This window comes from Actinophytocola sp. (genome assembly GCF_035762905.1).
Lineage (GTDB): Bacteria > Actinomycetota > Actinomycetes > Mycobacteriales > Pseudonocardiaceae > DASYTH01.
In genome coordinates this window covers 1-17314 of record NZ_DASUCC010000101.1, presented here as the reverse complement: position 1 = coordinate 17314, position 17314 = coordinate 1, and the positions used below count along the sequence as shown (strand labels likewise).

The window sequence follows — 17314 nt, the reverse complement described above, 5'->3', positions numbered from 1 at the left end:
CGCACAGGTGCCGCGCGGCACCGAACAATGCGCGCCACACGGCACCAAATCCGGTCACGGCCCCATATGTGACACCGCCAGCCGCGACTCGACCGAGTCCTGACGCGACAGTTCCGGAGCCAGATCGGTACGGCGCGTGACGTTCAGCTTCTTGTAGATCCGGGTCAGGTGTTGTTCCACCGTGCTCACCGTGATGTACAGCTTGCGGCCGATTTCGCGGTTGGTGTGGCCGTCGGCGGCGAGTTCGGCGACTTTGCGTTCGGCGTCGCTGAGGGTGGCGGGGCCGGTGGGGGTGGGGTCTTCGCGGACGGGGCGGTCGGGGATGGGGCGGCCGCGTTGGTCGGGGAGGACTTCGGCGTTGCAGGCCTTGGCCAGTTGTTCGACCTTGCGGAGGGTGAGGCGGGCGTCGCCGAGTTGGCCGAGTTCGCGTTGGAGTTGGCTCAGGTCGGCGAGGGCACGGGCCAGTTCGAGGCGGTCGCCGCAGCGTTCCAGGCACTGGATGGCTTCGCGGAGCAGCGGGGCGCGATCCTTGACGTCCGTGCAGGCGGCGAGGACGCGCAGGGCGACGGCGCGGGTACGGGAGCCGCCGGCGGGCCCGGTGCGGTTGAGCTGTTCGGCGACCAGATCGCGGGCCTCCTTGCGGCGGCCGAGGCGAAGCAGGGTTTGGGCGAGGTCCGAGCGCCAGGGGACCACGGCGGGTACGTCGCGGTCCTGGCCGCGCAGCCACGCGGCGCAGCGTTCGAAGTCGTCGAGGGCCGCGAGGGGGCGGCCGCACGCCAGGTTGAAATGGCCGCTGGCATGGAGATAGCGGGGGCCGAAGGAGGTGGCGAACATGGCTTCCGGGAGGGCGCGGTCGAGCAGTTCGGCGGCCGCGTCATGCCGGCCCATCGCGGTGTTCACCTGGATCAGAATCGACAGTGGGAAGCCGATCAGCACGCCCCAGCTCTGGGTGGGCAGCAGGCTCAGGGCGGTGGCGGCCCGGGCGTCGGCGGTGACCAGATCACCGCGACGCCAGGCGAGGTCGGCGTGCACGCAGCCGAGCACGGCCTGCCAGGTGGTGGCCTGGCGGCGGACCGCCTCGTCGAACAACGTGTTGCACCAGAACATCGCCCGCTCATGCCGGTCGGCGTCGTCCAGGGCCAGCAACGCGGTCGCGCCGACCTCGGGCATCACGTCGCCGAGGCAGCCCTGCAGGATGTGTTCGGCGCTGTTCACCACGTCTCGCCCGGCCCGGCCGCTCCACAAACTGTTCAGCATCGCCGTGCGCACCCACGGGTTCGCCGACGTGGCCGAGGGGCAGAGCAACGCGTGGACGTCCTGCGGGACCCGGTCGCGCAGCGAACCGTAGATCCACTCGCAGGCCAGGCGCAGTTCGGCGGTGGTCCGGGCGTCCGGCGGGCCGGCGGCCGCGTGCACCGCCTGCAGTTGGGCCGCCGCGGCGCACAGATCACCCTGCCAGAGCAGGTGCCTGGTCACCGGCACGGCGTCGCGCCAGGTCAGCTCGCCGGCGTTGACCGCACCGTGCAGCGGGGACAGGTGGCGCATCGCGACCGACGGGTTGACCCGCCAGGCCACCCGGACCAGGGCGGCGCGCAGCGCGACCCGGTCGCGTTCCTCGTCGCAGGCCCGCATGGCCAACTCCAGGCAGCGCACCGCGAGCGGGGCGTCGTCCACCACCGCCTGGTCCGCGGCGTGCCGCAACACCCGCACCGCCCACGGCCCGGGCGCCGCGTCGCCGGCCACCACGTGCCTGGCGACCTCCATCGCGTCGGCACCGTGCCGGTAGAGCAGCTCGGCGGCCCGCACGTGCAGCCGGGCCACCTCCTCCGGTGGCATGCCCTCAAGCACCGTCGCGGCGATCTCCGAATGCCGGAACCGTTCCCCGCGCACGATTCCCGCCGCGGCCAGGACGTCGAACAGCTGACTGACCGACTGTGGCTGCATCGCCAGCAACTCGGCGACCCGGTCCGGCGAGGCCGCATCGGCAAGCACGGCCAACCCGCTGGCCACCGCGAGCAGATCCGGATCCCAGCGGTGCAGGCAGTCCAGCACGGCCTGCCGGAACGCGCCGCCGGGCACCGGGCGGTCCCGAACCGGTTCGGCGGCCCGGGCATGGTCATCGATCAACGCGCGGAGGAGCAGCGGGTTGCCCCCGCTCAGCGCATAGCAGGCGGAAGCGAACCGGGACCCGGTCCGCTGGCCTAATCGGTGCGCGACCAGTTCGGTCACCCCGGCCTCGGACAGCGGGGCCAGGGTCAGCCGGTGGCTGGGCTGCCGGGACACCTCGGCCCGCAGGAACGACCCCGGCCGGCCCGGACGCTGCCACTCGGTGAGCGCCAACAGAAGCCGCCGGGAGCGCATCCGCCGCCGCAGGTACAGCAGCACCTGCAGCGAGCCGCCGTCGACGAACTGCAGATCGTCGATCGCGATCACCACCGGGGTGTCCGCGGCGAGGTCGAGCAGCACCGAGGACACGCCGTGCACCACCCGGGCGTCGGTCAGCTGCATCGTGCCGGGGTCCAGGTCGCGCTCCTCGGTCGCCTGCGGCTCGGCCTCGATCAGCCGGGACACCCGGTCCAGGGTGCCGGCCGACAGCGCGGTACTCCGGAACAGCTGCCACATCACGCCCATGCGCATGGCGCGCTCGGCCCGGGCCGCGGTCGCGGTCAGCACCAGGGCGCCCTGTTCGGCCACCGACTCGGTGAAGGTCTGCAGCAGCTCCGTCTTACCCGTGGCCAGGTCGCCGTTGATCAGCACCACCCGGCCCTTGCCGTCGAGGGTTTCCGCGAACGCCTCGCGCAGGACGCTCAACTCATCGTGCCGTTCCACCAACATGACGGACTTCTCCCTTCCCCCAATGGCGAGTTCCTAGGAAAGAGCGACGACCTGCCGGCTGTCCGGCGCCCACACCGGCCCGCGGCCATCGGAAACCTCGTCCAGCGCGCTGTCGCCGGAGAGCATCGCGTGGTGCAGCCGCTGCAACCGCGGTGTCGGCTCGATGCCGAGCTGCTCCACCAGCGTGTCCCGGATCTCCCGGTACACCTGCAGGGCGCGCCACTGCCGGCCGGACCGGTACAGCGCGAGCATGTACTGCGCCCAGAAGTTCTCCACCAGCCGGTGCCGGGCGCACAACGTGGCCAGCTCGCTGAGCAGCTGGTGATGCCGGCCAAGCCGCAGATCGGCCTCGATCCGCAAGCCCAGATCGGACAGCCGGCTCTCCTCAAGGCGGGTCGCCTCGATCCCCAGCTGCGGGCCGGTCGGCACGTCGACCAGCGCCGGGCCGCGCCACAGCTCGAGCGCCCCGGCGAGCTTGCGGGACGCGGTCAGGTAGTCCCCGTCGTTGGCCGCCCGGCGCCCGGCCGCGGCCAGCCGCTCGTAGCGCACCGCGTCGACGTCGTCCGGCTCGACCTCGAGGGCGTAGCCGACCCGCTTCGTGATCAGGATGTCCTTCGGCGTGCGCTGGCCGTTGTCGTCGATCGCGTTCTGCAACCTTCTGCGCACCTGCATGATGTAGGTCTGCAGTGTCGATAACGCCCGGCGTGGGGCGTGTTGACCCCATAGCTCGTCGATCAGCGTGGCGGCCGTGACGATATGACCGGCGTTGATCGCGAGCAGGGCCAGACATTGGCTCGGCTTCGTCGCGGAGGGAACGATCGAGACGCCGGCGACGGTGGCCTCCAGGGTTCCAAGAAGGTTGACTTCGACTCTCATGGGTCTACCGCCTCTCAAATACTGATGTTCACCAACCGCCCAGCCGAATTCCCAGATTGCGATCCACCGCGGCCCGGGAAAGCAGGCAGCCGAGCGGAATGTCCAACGTGTTCGCGCTGAGCAGCTCCACCAGCAAAACGTGGTCGGGATTGGCCCGGCCGGAATGTGTGCCCCGGCACACGGCGCCGAGATCGGCGTCGATCCGGGGCCGAATTCTGCGGAAGTTCTGGTCCGGTCCGCGGCCGACGAGGGCCGGCGTGTCGACGTAGACCTCCTCGACCGCGCCGACCAGGTCGTCGGGCAGGTCCCGGCCGGTCGCGTTCACCACGACCGCCCCCCGGTCCAACTGCCCGATCTCCAGTTGTCCGGCCGGCTCACCGGTGACGACCACCAGCTTGGCGCCGAGCACCGCCTTGCCGACGATGCCGACCACCGACAGCCCGATGCCGGCCAGGTCGATCTCGTCCAGCACCCACTGCCCCACCACGGTCGCGGTGCCCTCCGCCGGACAGAGCACCACCCGCCGCACCCCCGGCATGTGGTGCGCGACCGTCATCAGCAGGGCCTGGCCGGTCCTGGCCGGGCCGACGATCGCCGCGGTCACGCCGCCCGGCGGCACCAGTTGTCGGGCGACCAGCCCGACCAGCGCGGCCGTCCGGCACTCCCGCAGCGTCGAGCCCGGCAGCAGGTATCCGACACCCAGGTGCAGGTCCTCGAGCAGCAGCAGGTCGGTGGGCGCCGGGCCGGTGCCGGCGGTGGGTCCGAGCCACGGGGTGAGCCGGCCGGCCAACTCCGGCGGCTCGGCCGGGTCGGACAGCTCCCGTTCGAGCAGGTCCAGCGGCTTGATGCCACCGAGCGCGCTCGCCAGTTCGTCGGCGTTGAACTGGAACGTCGGGCTGATCATCGCCTGGCCTCTCCTCCCGCGCAAGGAAGCTGCGCTGATTCTTCGACCGGATCCTCTTAAGGCTCTACCGATCCGCTCTCAGTCCACCGGTAGAGCGCTGGAAGAGCGCTAGGAGAGACGCCATGTCGAATGTGTTCAGGCCACGAAAACAAAAGCAGCTCTGAAGGGTGGACGACATGTTCGCAATGCGGAAGTTCGCGATGGCGATTATCGGTTCGGCTCTGGTCGCAGTGGCGGGTGCTGGCGGGTTAGCCCTGGTCGCAGCACCTTCGGCAACGGTCGTCGCCTCCCCGCAGTGCCCGGACGACATGCACTGGTGCCCGGGCGGGGAGGCGCCGGAAAGCGCGACCGACCCCAGCGACGGCGGCATCGACGACGACGACATGCACTGGTGATCGCGGAATTTTCGCCGCGCACAAACAAATCAGGCCATATTGCAGTCCGCACCAGACCCGGAATCTCCGGCTGGTGCGGACATTTTTTTCTCCAGGCGGGTGCGTAAGCGGGTGGCCTGCTTGGACTCGAGCCCGGCAAGCAGCACCCGGGCCTGGCCGAGCAGCTCCGCGCCGGTGGTGCGGTCGCCGCGGTCCAGTCCGATCTCGCCGAGCAGGTGCAGCGCCTGCGCCTCCTTCATGCGTTCGCCGAGTCGCCGGGCCAGGCCCAGCGCCAGCAGCAGGCTGGTCTCGGCGCTGTCCAGCCGGCCCTCCCGGTGCAGCACCAGCCCGAGCCCGTAGAGCCCGTGCACCTCGCCGATCCGGTCCCCGACCTCCCGGACGATCACGAGCACCCGGTCCAACTCGCGGTGGGCCAGGTCGGTCTGGTTCGCGTCGAGGTGCAGGTGGGCGACCCGGTGCCGGACCTCCGCCTCGCCGCGCCGGCAGCCCACCTCCCGGCAGATGGCCAGCGCCTCGTCGAGCAGTTGCCCGGCCGACCCGGTGTCGCCCTCGTCCGCCCGGTAGCCGGCGACGCCGGCCAACACCTGCGCCTCGCCCATCCGGTCGCCGACCGCGCGCATCAGCGTGAGCGCCTCGTCGTACCGGGACAGCATCTCCGGCGAGCGGCCGAGCAGACCGTCCACGATGGCGAGGTTGCTCAGCACCAGCGCCCGGCCGTGCACGTTGCCGCCGGCCCGGAACAGGTCCAGCGCCTCGGTCAGGCACCGCTGCGCCTCGGTCAGCCGTTGCTGGGCCAGGTGCAGGCAGCCCAACGAGAGGAGCATGGCCGCCCGGCCGGTGCGGTTGCCGGCCCGCACGGTGACCTCGAGCCCGGTCTGCGCGGTGGCCCGCCAGTGGTCGTAGTAGCCGCGGATCTCGAACAGCGTCATGGCGGTCAACGCGAGGTCCCAGCACAGCTCGTCCAGCCCGGCGGCCGCGGCCTGCCGGATGGCGGCCAGCAGCGCGTCGCGTTCGGCGTCCCACCACTCCGTCGGCCGGGACTCCGGCAGATCCGCGGCCTCGCCGGGCGGCCGCCACCGCGGCGCGGTGCCGTGCAGCACCAGGTAGTCGCCGCCGAACTCCTGGCGGTGGGCGTGCTCGGCGAGCGCGAGCCAGCCGCCGAGCACCCGGGCCAGCGCCTGGTTGCGCTCGTCAAGGGTCTCGGTCTCGACCAGCCGCTCCATCGCGCAGATCCGGATCAGGCGGTGGAACCGGTACCTGACCTGCTCCCCCGGCATCTCGACCGCGTCCAGCAGTTGCGCGTCGACCAGCGTCTCCAGCACGTCCTCCGCGGTGCCGATGTCGCAGTCGAGCAGGGCCGCTGCGGTCCACGCCGGAAAATCGGTCGACCGGATCACGGCGAAGAGCCGGAACAGCCGTTTGGCCGGCGCGGTCAGGCTGCGGTAGGTCAGGTCGATGTTGGACCGCAGCCCCACGCCGCGCACGGTGAGCTCGTCCAGCCGGCTCGCCTCGTCCTCGAGCCGCCGGACCAGGCCGGCGATCCGCCAGTGCGGACGCGAGGCCAACCGGGCACCGGCGATCCGCAGGGCCAGCGGCAGCCCGCCGCACAGGTTCACCAGTTCGACCGCGGTGTCCCGCTCGACCCGGACCCGCTTCCGGCCGATGATCTTGGCGAGCAGCTCCATCGAGTTCGCGGTGTCGAACACGTCGACATCGATGCTGTGCGCGCCGAGCAGGCCGGACAGCCGCACCCGGCTGGTGGCGATCACCGCGCAGGTCGAGCTGCCGGGTAACAGCGGAAGGACCTGCTCCTCGTCGCTGACGTCGTCCAGCACCACGAGCAGCCGCTTGTCGGCCAGCAGGCTGCGGTACAGCTCGGCGCGCTCCGGCACGTTGTCGGGCATGGTCGTGGCGCCGACCCCGAGCGCGCGCAGGAATCGGGCGAGCAGCTTCGGCGTGGGGTCGTCGGTGCCGCTGAGATGCTGCAGGCCGCCGTAGAGCACCCCGTCGGGGTAGACCCCGCCGAGTTGGTGCGCCACCCGGACGGCCAGGCTGGACTTGCCCACCCCGCCCTTTCCGGAGATCGTGACGATCCGCACCGCGTAGGCCGTGGCCAGGTCGGACTCGCCGGACAGCACGGTCATGATCTCGGCGATCAGGCGCTCCCGGCCGGTGAAGTCGCCGATGCTGGCCGGCAGCTGGCGGGGCACCACGGGCCGCTCACCGGCGGGCGCGGGGCGCGGCGCCGGGCCGGCCCGCACGGACAGCTGGACCGGGATCTTGATCCCGGACAGGTCCAGCGCCGGGTCCCTGGTGAGGATCGCCGTCTCCAGGTCGCGCAGCTCCTGGCCGGGTTCGATGCCCAGCTCCTGGACCAGTGCGGTGCGGGTGCGCCGGCCCGTCTCCAGGGCGTCGGCCTGGCGGCCAGACCGGTACAGGGCGATCATCCGGAACCGGGCCAGCCGTTCGTGCAGCGGATGCTGCTCGACCAGCCCGGCCAGCTCGCCGAGGATGTCCTCGTGCCGGCCGAGCGCCAGGTCCAGCCGCACCCGCTCCTCGACCGCGGCCAGCCGGCCGTCCTCGAACGCCGCCGCGCCGCGCCGCACCAGCTCGCTGTCGATGTCGGCCAGCACCGGTCCACGCCACAGGGCAAGGGCCCGGCTCAGCGTCGCGGCCGCCTCGGCCAGCCGGCGCTGGTCGGCCTGGTCGCGCGCGGCGGTCACCAGCTCGGCGAACTCGGCACTGTCCAGCTCGGTGGCGGCGATCTCCAGCAGGTAGCCGGGCGGCCTGGTCCGGATCGCCGCCACCCCGCCGTGGTCGGCGAACAGCTTGCGCAGCGCGGAGATGCAGGTCTGCACCTGCGCCCGCGCGGTGGACGGCGGCGCGCTGTCCCACAGGGCGTCGACCAGGTCGTCCACCGAGGTCACGCGGTTGGCGTTGAGCGCGAGCAGGGCCAGCGTGACGCGCTGTCTGGGCCCGCCGACGCTCACCAGCTGTCGACCCACGACGAGCTCAAGCGGTCCTAGCAGCCGCAGCCCCATGGCACCCCCGCAACAGGTGACGCCGCAATGATTGTGATTTTAGACATTCTTTACTAGTCGCACCACGTAACCGACAGAAACATAAACTTCCAGTAGGCGGGACGACACATGCGCGGAACCTGAACGATACAGCTGCATCTTGCAGTGGATCTTGATGGTGGCGGCCGGCGCGGATCTCGGCCGGTACCGGACACCGCAAGATCGACTCAGGCACACTGGGGCACATAGGGGTTATTCCGAAAATGCGCGCTCCCTAAAATGCCTCTCGTATTGACGAAAGGATTCGAGATGCGCGTGCTGGTGACCGGCGGGGCCGGATTCATCGGATCTCACTTCGTCCGGCAGCTGATCGCCGGCCGTTACCCGGCTCTGCGCGACAGCCAGGTCGTGGTACTGGACAAGCTCACCTACGCCGGGAACCTGGCCAATCTGGCCGGTGTGCTTGACGACGAGCGGCTGCGTTTCGTGACCGGCGACATCTGTGACGAACGGATCGTCGCCGAGTTGATGGCCGGCACCGATCTCGTGGTGCACCTGGCCGCGGAGTCGCATGTGGACCGTTCGATTCTCGGCTCCGGGGAGTTCATCCGCACCAATGTGCTCGGCACCCACGTGCTGTTGCAGGCCGCGTTGGAGGCCGGGGTCGGCCGGTTCGTGCAGGTGTCCACCGACGAGGTCTACGGCTCGATCGCGGCCGGCTCGTGGACCGAGGACCGCCCGCTTGAGCCGAACTCCCCCTACTCCGCCTCGAAGGCATCCGCCGACCTGCTGGTCCGCGCCTACCACCGCACCCACGGGCTCAACGCCTGCGTCACCCGCTGCTCCAACAACTACGGGCCGTACCAGCACCCGGAGAAGGTCGTCCCGCTGTTCCTGACCAACCTGATCGACGGCAGCAAGGTCCCGCTCTACGGCGACGGGCACAACGTCCGGGACTGGCTGCACGTCGACGACCACTGTCGCGGCATCGCGCTGGTCGCCGAGCGCGGCCGGGCCGGCGAGGTCTACAACATCGGCGGCGGTACGGAGCTGTCCAACCGCGCGCTGACCGAGACCCTGCTGTCGATCACCGGCCACGACTTCGGCATGGTGCGGCACGTCCCGGACCGCAAGGGCCACGACGCGCGCTACTCGGTGGACATCACCAAGATCAGCCGCGAGCTGGGCTACGCGCCCCGGATCGGCTTCGCCGCCGGGATCGCCGAGACGCTGGACTGGTACCGGGCCAACCGGAGCTGGTGGGCGCCGCTCAAGGCCGCGCCCACCGCCGCCTGAACACGTCATCCGGACAGCCCCAGCTCGCGCTCGATCAGGTCGATCATCTCCTCGTCGGAGGCCGACTCGAGGTCCGCGGTCACCGGCGTCTCCGAGCCGGCCGTGGCCCACTTGTCCAGGAACGCCTGCAGCCGCACGGCGACCTGGGCCCGGGTCAGGCCATCCGGTTCGGCATGCGTGAACGCCCGGTCGGTGGCCTCGATCTCGGCCAGCAGCGCGACCACCCCGGAAGCCGGGCCGGTGTCCAGCTCGCGGCGCAGGTACCGGCACACCTCGAGCGACGTCGGGTAGTCGAACGCCAGGGTCACCGGCAGCCGGAGCCCGGTCTGGCCGGCCAACCGGTTGCGCAGCTCCACCGCGGTCAGCGAGTCGAACCCGAGCTCGTCCCAGGCCTGGCCCGGATCGACCACGGTGTCCGCGGTGTGCCGGAGCACGCCGTTGACCGCGTCCAGCACCACCTCGGACAGGATCTCCTCCTGCTCGGCCTCGGGCAGCCCGGCGATCCGCTCGCGCAGCGCCGCACCGCGCGCCTCCCCGTCGGCGTCGACCCGCTCCACCGGCCGCTCCACCTCGGGCAGGTCGGCCAGCAGCGGGCTCGGCCGGGTCACGGTGAACGACTCGACGAACCGGTCCCACCGGACATCGGCCACGGTTACGCAGCTCTCGTCGTCGTCGACGGCCTGGCCGAGCGCGGTGACCGCGAGGTCCGGCGCCATCGCGGACAGACCGCGGCGCCACAGGTAGTCCTCGGCGTCGTCGTCGGCCGCCATCCCGGATCCCGACCAGGGACCCCAGGCGATCGAGGTCGCCGCCCGGCCGGCCGCCCGGCGCCGTTCGGCGAGCGCGTCCAGGTAGGCGTTGCCCGCGGCGTAGGCGGACTGGCCGCCGCTGCCCCAGACCCCGGCGATCGAGGAGAACAGCACGAACGCGTCCAGCGTGTCGCCGAGCAACTCGTCCAGGTGGGCGGCGCCGAGCACCTTCGCGCGCAGCGCGTCGGCGAACGCGGCCAGGTCGGTGTCCGGCAGCGCGGCCGCAGCGGACACGCCGGCCGCGTGCACCACGCCGGTGACCGGCACCGGAACCGACGCCAGCAGCCCGGTCAGCGCGGCCCGGTCGGTGACGTCGCAGGCCGCGACGGTCGCGGTGGTGCCGAGCTCGGCCAGCTCCGCGACCAGCTCGGCCGCGCCCGGCGTCGCCATGCCGCGCCGGCCGGTCAGCAACAGGTTCGGCGCGCCCCGGCCGGCCAGCCACCGGGCCACTGCGGCGCCGAGCGCCCCGGTGCCGCCGGTGATCAGCACGGTGCCGCTCGGCTGCCACCGGCCGAGCGGCGCCCGGCCGAGCGGGGCGTGCGCCAGCCGGCGGGCGAGCACCGCGGAACCGCGCACCGCCACCTGGTCCTCGCCGCACCCGGCGAGCACCGCCACCAGCAGCCGCCCGGCCCGCTCGTCGACCGTCGCGGGCAGATCGACCAGGCCGCCCCACTGCCGGGGGTACTCCAGCGCGGCGACCCGGCCAAGTCCCCACACCTGCGCCTGCGCCGGACTGATCGGCTCGTCGGTCGACCCGGTGGTCACCGCGCCGCTGGTCAGGCACCACAGCGGGGCCTCGACCCTGGCGTCGCCGAGCGCCTGCACCAGGGCGATCGTGCCGGCCAGTCCCGCGGTGATCGCCGGGTGATCCGGGTCGGCCGTTTCGTCGAGGGCGAGCAGCGACACCACCCCGCCGGCCGGTCCGGTCGCGGCCAGCCGGTCGGCGAGCGCGCTTCGGTCGGCCCGGTCGAGGCGCAGCTCGACCGGCTCCGCCCCGTGCGCCCGCAACGCGGCCAGCACCCCGGTGACGGTCTCGGTCCCGGCCAGGGCGGCCGGCACCGCCACCAGCCAGCGCCCGCTGACCGTGCCGGTCGGCTTGGCCAGCGGCTTCCAGGACACCCGGTAGCGCCACGGGTCCACGGCGGACTCGCCACGGTGCTGGCGGTGCCAGGCGGACAGCGCGGGCAGCACGGTGGCCAGTCCGTTGGCCGGGTCAAGGCCGATCGCGCCGGCGACCGACTCGAAGTCCTCCTTGTCCACCGCCTCCCAGAACTGACTCTCGGCCAGGTCGGCGCCTTCCGCGACGTCCCGGCGCGCCGGAACCTGCGGCCAGAACCGGGTCCGGTCGAACGGGTAGGTGGGCAGCGCGACCGGCACTCCCCCCTCGCCGGCGAAGAACGCGGACCAGTCCACCGCGACGCCCCGCACGTGCAGGGCGGCAAGGGCGCGCAGCAGCGTCTCCGGCTCGTCCCGGCCGGCCCGCTGGGTGGCGATCGCCGCGGTCGCGGCGTCCTCGAGGCAGCGCCCGGCCATCGCGGTGAGCACGCCGTCCGGACCCAGCTCGAGCAGGGTGGTGACGCCCCGGCCGCGCAGGGTGGCCACGCCGTCGGCGAACCGGACCGCGTCGCGCACGTGCCGCACCCAGTAGTCCGGTTCCTGGATCGCCTTCGGATCCACCAACTCACCGGACACATTGGACCCGATCGGCAGCTGAGGTGGTTGGAATGTCAGGGTTTCCGCCACCGCCCGGAAGTCCGCGAGCATGGTGTCCATCCGCGGGGAGTGGAACGCGTGCGAGACGACGAGCCGCCGGGCCTTGGCCCATCGGGGTTCCAGCTCGGCGATCACGTCGGAGTCCCCGGAGATCACCACTGCGGTGGGGCCGTTGACCGCGGCGATGCTCACCCGCTCCTCGAGCCCGGCGATCGCCTCGGCCACCTCGGTCTCGGTGGCCTGCACGGCGAGCATGGCGCCGCCGGTGGGCAACGCCTGCATCAGCCTTCCGCGCGCGGCGACCAGCGTGCAGGCGTCGTCGAGGGACAGCACCCCGGCCACGTGCGCGGCGACCAGCTCGCCGATCGAGTGGCCGAGCAGGACGTCCGGGCGAACCCCCCAGGACTCCAGCAGCCGGAACAACGCGACCTCGAGGGCGAACAGCGCCGCCTGGGTGAACACCGTCTGGTTCACCAGATCCGAGTCGCCGAACATCACCTCGCGCAGCGGGTGGTCCAGCTCGGTGTCCAGCCGGGCGCACACCGCGTCCAGCGCCTCGGCGAACACCGGGAACGCCCGGTACAGCTCCTTGCCCATGCCGGGACGTTGGGAACCCTGGCCGGAGAACAGGAACGCGAGACCGCCGCGGACCCGCTGGCCGGACACCACGGTCGGCGCCTCCTGTCCTGCGGCCAGCGCGGTCAGCCCGTCGACCAGGCCGGCCCGGTCCGCCGCGAGCACCACGGCCCGCCGCTTCAGCGTGGCCCTGGTCGTGGCCAGGGACATCGCCAGGTCCAGGTCGCGCACCGGCCGGTCCGCCCGCAGCCGGTCGAGCAGCCGCTCGGCCTGGGCCCGCAGCGCCGCCGCCGAGTTGGCCGACAGCGGGAACGGGCGCACCGCGTCCGGCCCGGTCCCGGGTGCGGCGGGCTCGGTGGCACGGAACTCCTCGATGATCACGTGTGCGTTGGTGCCGCTGACCCCGAACGAGGACACGCCCGCCCGGCGCGGGCGGCCGGCCGGCCACGGCCGGTTCTCGGTGAGCAGTTCGACCGCGCCGCCGGCCCAGTCCACGTGCGGGGACGGCTCGGTCACGTGCAGCGTGCTCGGCAGCGTGCCGTGCCGCATGGCCTGCACCATCTTGATCACGCCGGCCACCCCGGCGGCGGCCTGGGTGTGCCCGATGTTGGACTTGATCGAGCCCAGCCACAGCGGGTTGTCCCGGTCCTGGCCGTAGGTGGCCAACAGTGCGGTGGCCTCGATCGGGTCGCCGAGCGTGGTGCCGGTGCCGTGCGCCTCCACCGCGTCCACTTCGGACGGTGCCAGGCCGGCGTCGGCCAGCGCGGCGCGGATCACCCGCTGCTGGGCCGGTCCGTTCGGCGCGGTCAGTCCGTTGGACGCGCCGTCCTGGTTCACCGCGGATCCGCGCACCACGGCCAACACCGGGTGCCCGTTGCGGACCGCGTCGGAGAGCCGTTCGACCAGCAGCACGCCGACGCCCTCGCCCCAGCCGGTGCCGTCCGCCGAGGCGGAGAACGGCTTGCACCGGCCGTCGGCGGCCAATCCGCGCTGCCGGCTGAACTCGATGAACGCGCCCGGCGTGGCCATCACGGTCACCCCGCCGGCAAGGGCCAGCGTGCACTCCCCCGACCGGAGCGCCTGAATCGCCAGGTGCAGCGCGACCAGCGAGGAGGAACACGCGGTGTCCACGGTCATCGCGGGTCCCTCCAGCCCGAAGGTGTAGGCCACCCGGCCGGACAGCACGCTGGCCGCGTTGCCGGTGCCCAGGTGTCCCTCCAACCCGGACCGGCCGTCGATCAGCAGGCTCAGGTAGTCCTGGCCGTTGGTGCCGGCGAACACGCCGGTCCGGCTGCCGTGCACCGACCGCGGGTCGATGCCGGCCCGCTCGAACGCCTCCCAGGACGCCTCGAGCAGCAGCCGCTGCTGCGGGTCCATGGCCAGCGCCTCGCGCGGCGAGATGCCGAACAGCGTCGCGTCGAACTCCCCCGCGTCATAGAGGAAGCCGCCCTGCCGGGTGTAGCAGGTGCCGGCCAGGTCGGGATCCGGGCTGTACAACGAGTCCACGTCCCAGCCGCGGTCGGCCGGGAACACCGACACCGCGTCCGTGCCGGTCGCGACCAGGTCCCACAGCTCGTCCGGCGAGTCCACGCCGCCCGGGAAGCGGCAGCTCATGGCCACGATCGCGATCGGCTCGTCCACCGAGACCCGTTGCGGGACAACGGATTCCTCGGCCTGCTCGCCGGACAGCCCGGCCAGCAGGTGCCCGGCGAGCGCGGCCGGGGTCGGGTAGTCGAAGACCAGGCCGGCCGGCAGGGCCAGACCCGTTGCCGCGCCGAGCAGGTTGCGCAGCTCGAGCGCGGTCAGCGAGTCGAACCCGAGGTCGCGGAACGCGCGGTCCGGCTCGACCGCGCCGGCCGAGCCGTGCCCGAGCACCAGCGCGGCCTGACCGCACACCAGGTCGAGCACGGCCCGCTGCCGCTCCGCGGCCGAGCCACCGGCGATCCGGGCGCGCAGCGCGTTCGGATCGCCGCCCGTGGCCTGGTCACCGGCGGGGGTGTGCAGCTCGGCCAGCAGCGGGCTGGGCCGGGCGGCGGTGAAGCCCGGGGCGAACCGGTCCCAGTCGACGTCGGCCAGCACCACGGCACCGTCGCCGGCGTCAAGGGCGCGGCCGAGCGCGGCCAGGGCCAGCTCGGGTGGCATCGCCGGCACGCCGGCCCGGCGCATCCGATCGGCCACCGTCTCGTCGGTGGCCATCCCGGTCCCCGCCCAGGCACCCCAGGCGATCGCGGTACCGGGCAGGCCGCCGGCGCGCCGACGTTCCACCAGCGCGTCCAGGTAGGCGTTGGCCGCGGCGTAGTTGCCCTGGCCGGGGCTGCCGAGCGTGCCGGCAAGCGAGGAGAACACCAGGAACAGGTCCAGCCCGGTGGCCAGCTCGTCCAGGTTGGCCGCGGCGCGCGCCTTGGCCCGCAGCACCGACTCGAGGCGCTGCGGGGTCAGCGCGTCCAGCACGCCGTCATCGAGTACCCCGGCGGTGTGCACGACGCCGGTGACCGGGTGTCGGGTCAGCAGTGCGGCAAGGGCGTCCCGGTCGGCGACGTCGCACGCCACCACGGTCGCCACCGCACCCAGCTCGGCCAACTCGGCCACCAACTCGGCCGCGCCCGGCGCAGCTGGACCGCGCCGGCTGGTGAGGATGAGGTGGTGGGTGCCGCGTTCGGCCAGCCAGCGCGCCACCCGCGCACCCAATGCCCCGGTGCCACCGGTGACCAGGACCGGTCCGGTCGGCTGCCACGGCGTTCCCCCTTCGGGCAGCGGGGCGCGGCGCAGCCGCCGGGCGAACACACCGGATCCGCGCACGGCCACCTGGTCCTCGCCGGAGGTCGCGGCGAGCACACCGGCAAGCCGGCGCGCGGCCTGCTCGTCCAGCACCTCGGGCAGGTCGACCAGACCGCCCCAGTGCCGCGGCAGTTCCAGGGCGGCCACCCGGCCCAGGCCCCAGATGGCCGCCTGCGCCGGATCGGCGGGCTGGTCCGAGCGGCCCACCGAGACCGCGCCGCGAGTGGCGCACCACAGCGGTGCACCGGTCTCCGCGTCGGCCATCGCCTGGGTCAGCAGGACGGCGGAGTTCAGGCCGGCTTCGTCGCCGGCGAACAGCACCACGCCGGTGATCTCGCCGGCCGCGCGCAGCCGATCGGCCAGGGCGGCGCGGTCCATTCCCCGCACCGTCAGGGTTTCCACGGTCGCGCCGGCGGCGTGCAACGCCGCGATGACGTCCTCGGCCGCCTCGGCTACCAGCCAGGTTCCGGCCAACACGGTGTTCGGTGTGGCGGCAAGGGGTTGCCAGGCCACCCGGTACCGCCATCCGTCCACAGTGGATTCGGTGGTCAGCCGGCGGCGCCAGTCGGACAGCGCGGGCAGGGCATCGGCCAGCGCTCCGGCCAGACCCATGGTCTGCAGGGCGGTCAGGTCACCTGACTCCACCGCCTGCCAGAACCTCGTGTCGATCGTGTTCGTGCTCGGCTGGCCGGTGTCTTCTGGCTCCAGCCAGTAGCGCGCACGCTGGAAGGCATAGGTCGGTAGCTCAACCCGCCGGCCCCGCGGCAGAATCGCCGTCCAGTCCACCGGGATGCCGTGCACCCAGGCGGTGGCCACGGCCGTGCGCATCGTGGTGATCTCGTCCCGTCCGGCGCGCAGAACCGGGATGGCGGCACCCTCCCCGACCATCGCGGAGAGCACGCCGTCCGGGCCTAGCTCGATGAATCGAGTGACTCCGTTGTCGTGCAACGTGGTGAGGCCATCGCCGAACCGGACCGCGTCGCGGACGTGGCGCACCCAGTACTCGGGTTCGGTCACCGCACCGGAGGTCACCACCGGGATCCGGGGTGAGTGGTAGGTCAGAGCTTCGGCCACCGCGCGGAACTCATCGAGCATCGGGTCCATGTGCGGCGAGTGGAACGCGTGCGAGACGGTGAGCCGCTTGGTCTTGGCCCACCGCGGCGCCAGCTCGTCGATCACCTCGGCATCACCCGAGATCACCACCGACGCCGGCCCGTTGATCGCCGCGATACTCACCCGGTCTTCGAGTCCGGCAAGGGCTTCGAGGACCTCGGCCTCGGTCGCCTGCACCGCGAGCATCGCGCCGCCGGTGGGCAGGGCTTGCATGAGTTTGCCGCGGGCGGCGACCAGGGTGCAGGCGTCGTCCAACGACAGGACACCGGCGACGTGGGCGGCGGCCAACTCGCCGATGGAGTGGCCGAGCAGGAAGTCCGGGGTGATGCCCCAGGACTCCAGCAACCGGAACAGGGCGACTTCCAGGGCGAACAGGCCGGCCTGGGTGAACACGGTCTGGTTCAACAGGTTTGGGTCGGTGAACAGAACCTGCCGCAGTGGCTGGTCGAGTTCGACGTCCAGCCGGGCACACACCGCATCGAACGCCTCGGCGAACACCGGGTAGGTGTCGTAGAGCTGCTTGCCCATGCCGGCGCGCTGGGAACCCTGACCGGTGAACAGGAACGCCAGCCGACCTTCGGTGGCGGTGCCGCGCACCAGGTTGGCCCCGGGGGCGTCGTCGGCCAGCGCGGCCAGGTCCTCGATGCCGCCGATTAGCACCGCGCGGTGATCGAGGGCGGCTCGGGTGGTGGCGAGGGACCAGGCGATGTCGGCGAGGGCGGGGTGGTCGGGGGATGCGAGCAGCGCGCGCAGGCGGGCGGCCTGGTCGCGCAGGGCGGCGGCGCTGCGGCCGGACACCAGCAGGGAATGCCAGTGGGTGTCGACATCGGACAGTTCGGCTGGAGGCTGTGGTGCCGCCTCGATGATGATGTGGGCGTTGGTGCCGCTGATGCCGAAGGAGGAGATGGCGGCCCGGCGCGGTCGGTCATCGGGCCAGGGCTGCGATTCGGTGAGCAGTTCGACGTTGCCGGTGGTCCAGTCGACGTGTGGGGTGGGGTG

At 72.5% G+C, this 17314-nt stretch carries 7 protein-coding genes; 2 read left to right on the top strand and 5 right to left on the bottom strand.

The window, feature by feature from the left end; all coding sequences use genetic code 11:
* Positions 1-54 precede the first annotated feature (54 nt).
* From VFV67_RS22435 to VFV67_RS22425, 3 genes are read right to left on the bottom strand one after another with little or no spacing between them, the layout of a single operon-like run.
* On the bottom strand, positions 55-2835 hold the full coding sequence (locus tag VFV67_RS22435; RefSeq protein ID WP_326472576.1) for an AAA family ATPase: 2781 nt from the start codon (positions 2833-2835) through the stop codon (positions 55-57).
* Between the two features lie 33 nt (positions 2836-2868).
* A complete protein-coding gene (locus VFV67_RS22430) occupies positions 2869-3711 on the bottom strand; it encodes an AfsR/SARP family transcriptional regulator (protein WP_326472575.1) in 843 nt (280 codons plus the stop codon).
* Positions 3712-3739: 28 nt separating this feature from the next.
* A complete protein-coding gene (locus tag VFV67_RS22425; protein WP_326472574.1) occupies positions 3740-4615 on the bottom strand; it encodes a hypothetical protein in 876 nt (291 codons plus the stop codon).
* A 167-nt stretch (positions 4616-4782) separates the two neighbouring features.
* Here VFV67_RS22425 and VFV67_RS22420 point away from each other — a divergent pair, with 167 nt between their 5' ends.
* Positions 4783-5010 carry a hypothetical protein gene (locus VFV67_RS22420; protein WP_326472573.1) on the top strand — a complete coding sequence of 76 codons (228 nt, stop codon included), beginning with the start codon at positions 4783-4785 and terminating at the stop codon, positions 5008-5010.
* Positions 5011-5039: 29 nt separating this feature from the next.
* Here the strand turns inward: VFV67_RS22420 and VFV67_RS22415 are convergent, their stop codons facing one another.
* Positions 5040-8015 carry an AfsR/SARP family transcriptional regulator gene (locus VFV67_RS22415; RefSeq protein ID WP_326472572.1) on the bottom strand — a complete coding sequence of 992 codons (2976 nt, stop codon included), beginning with the start codon at positions 8013-8015 and terminating at the stop codon, positions 5040-5042.
* A gap of 324 nt (positions 8016-8339) precedes the next feature.
* Between VFV67_RS22415 and rfbB the strand changes: the two genes are divergently transcribed.
* Positions 8340-9326: a dTDP-glucose 4,6-dehydratase gene (gene rfbB, locus VFV67_RS22410; RefSeq protein ID WP_326472571.1), complete on the top strand. Its 987-nt coding sequence runs from the start codon at positions 8340-8342 to the stop codon at positions 9324-9326.
* A gap of 5 nt (positions 9327-9331) precedes the next feature.
* On the opposite strand, the gene VFV67_RS22405 is transcribed toward rfbB, so the two are convergent.
* Positions 9332-17314 (bottom strand): type I polyketide synthase (locus tag VFV67_RS22405; RefSeq protein ID WP_414636327.1); only part of this gene is annotated, 7983 nt, incomplete at its 5' end.

Coding starts and splice junctions, on each gene's coding strand:
- VFV67_RS22435 (WP_326472576.1), bottom strand. CDS start 2,835: ATGTTGGTGGAACGGCACGATGAGTTGAGCGTCCTGCGCGAGGCGTTC.
- rfbB (WP_326472571.1), top strand. CDS start 8,340: ATGCGCGTGCTGGTGACCGGCGGGGCCGGATTCATCGGATCTCACTTC.
- VFV67_RS22430 (WP_326472575.1), bottom strand. CDS start 3,711: ATGAGAGTCGAAGTCAACCTTCTTGGAACCCTGGAGGCCACCGTCGCC.
- VFV67_RS22425 (WP_326472574.1), bottom strand. CDS start 4,615: ATGATCAGCCCGACGTTCCAGTTCAACGCCGACGAACTGGCGAGCGCG.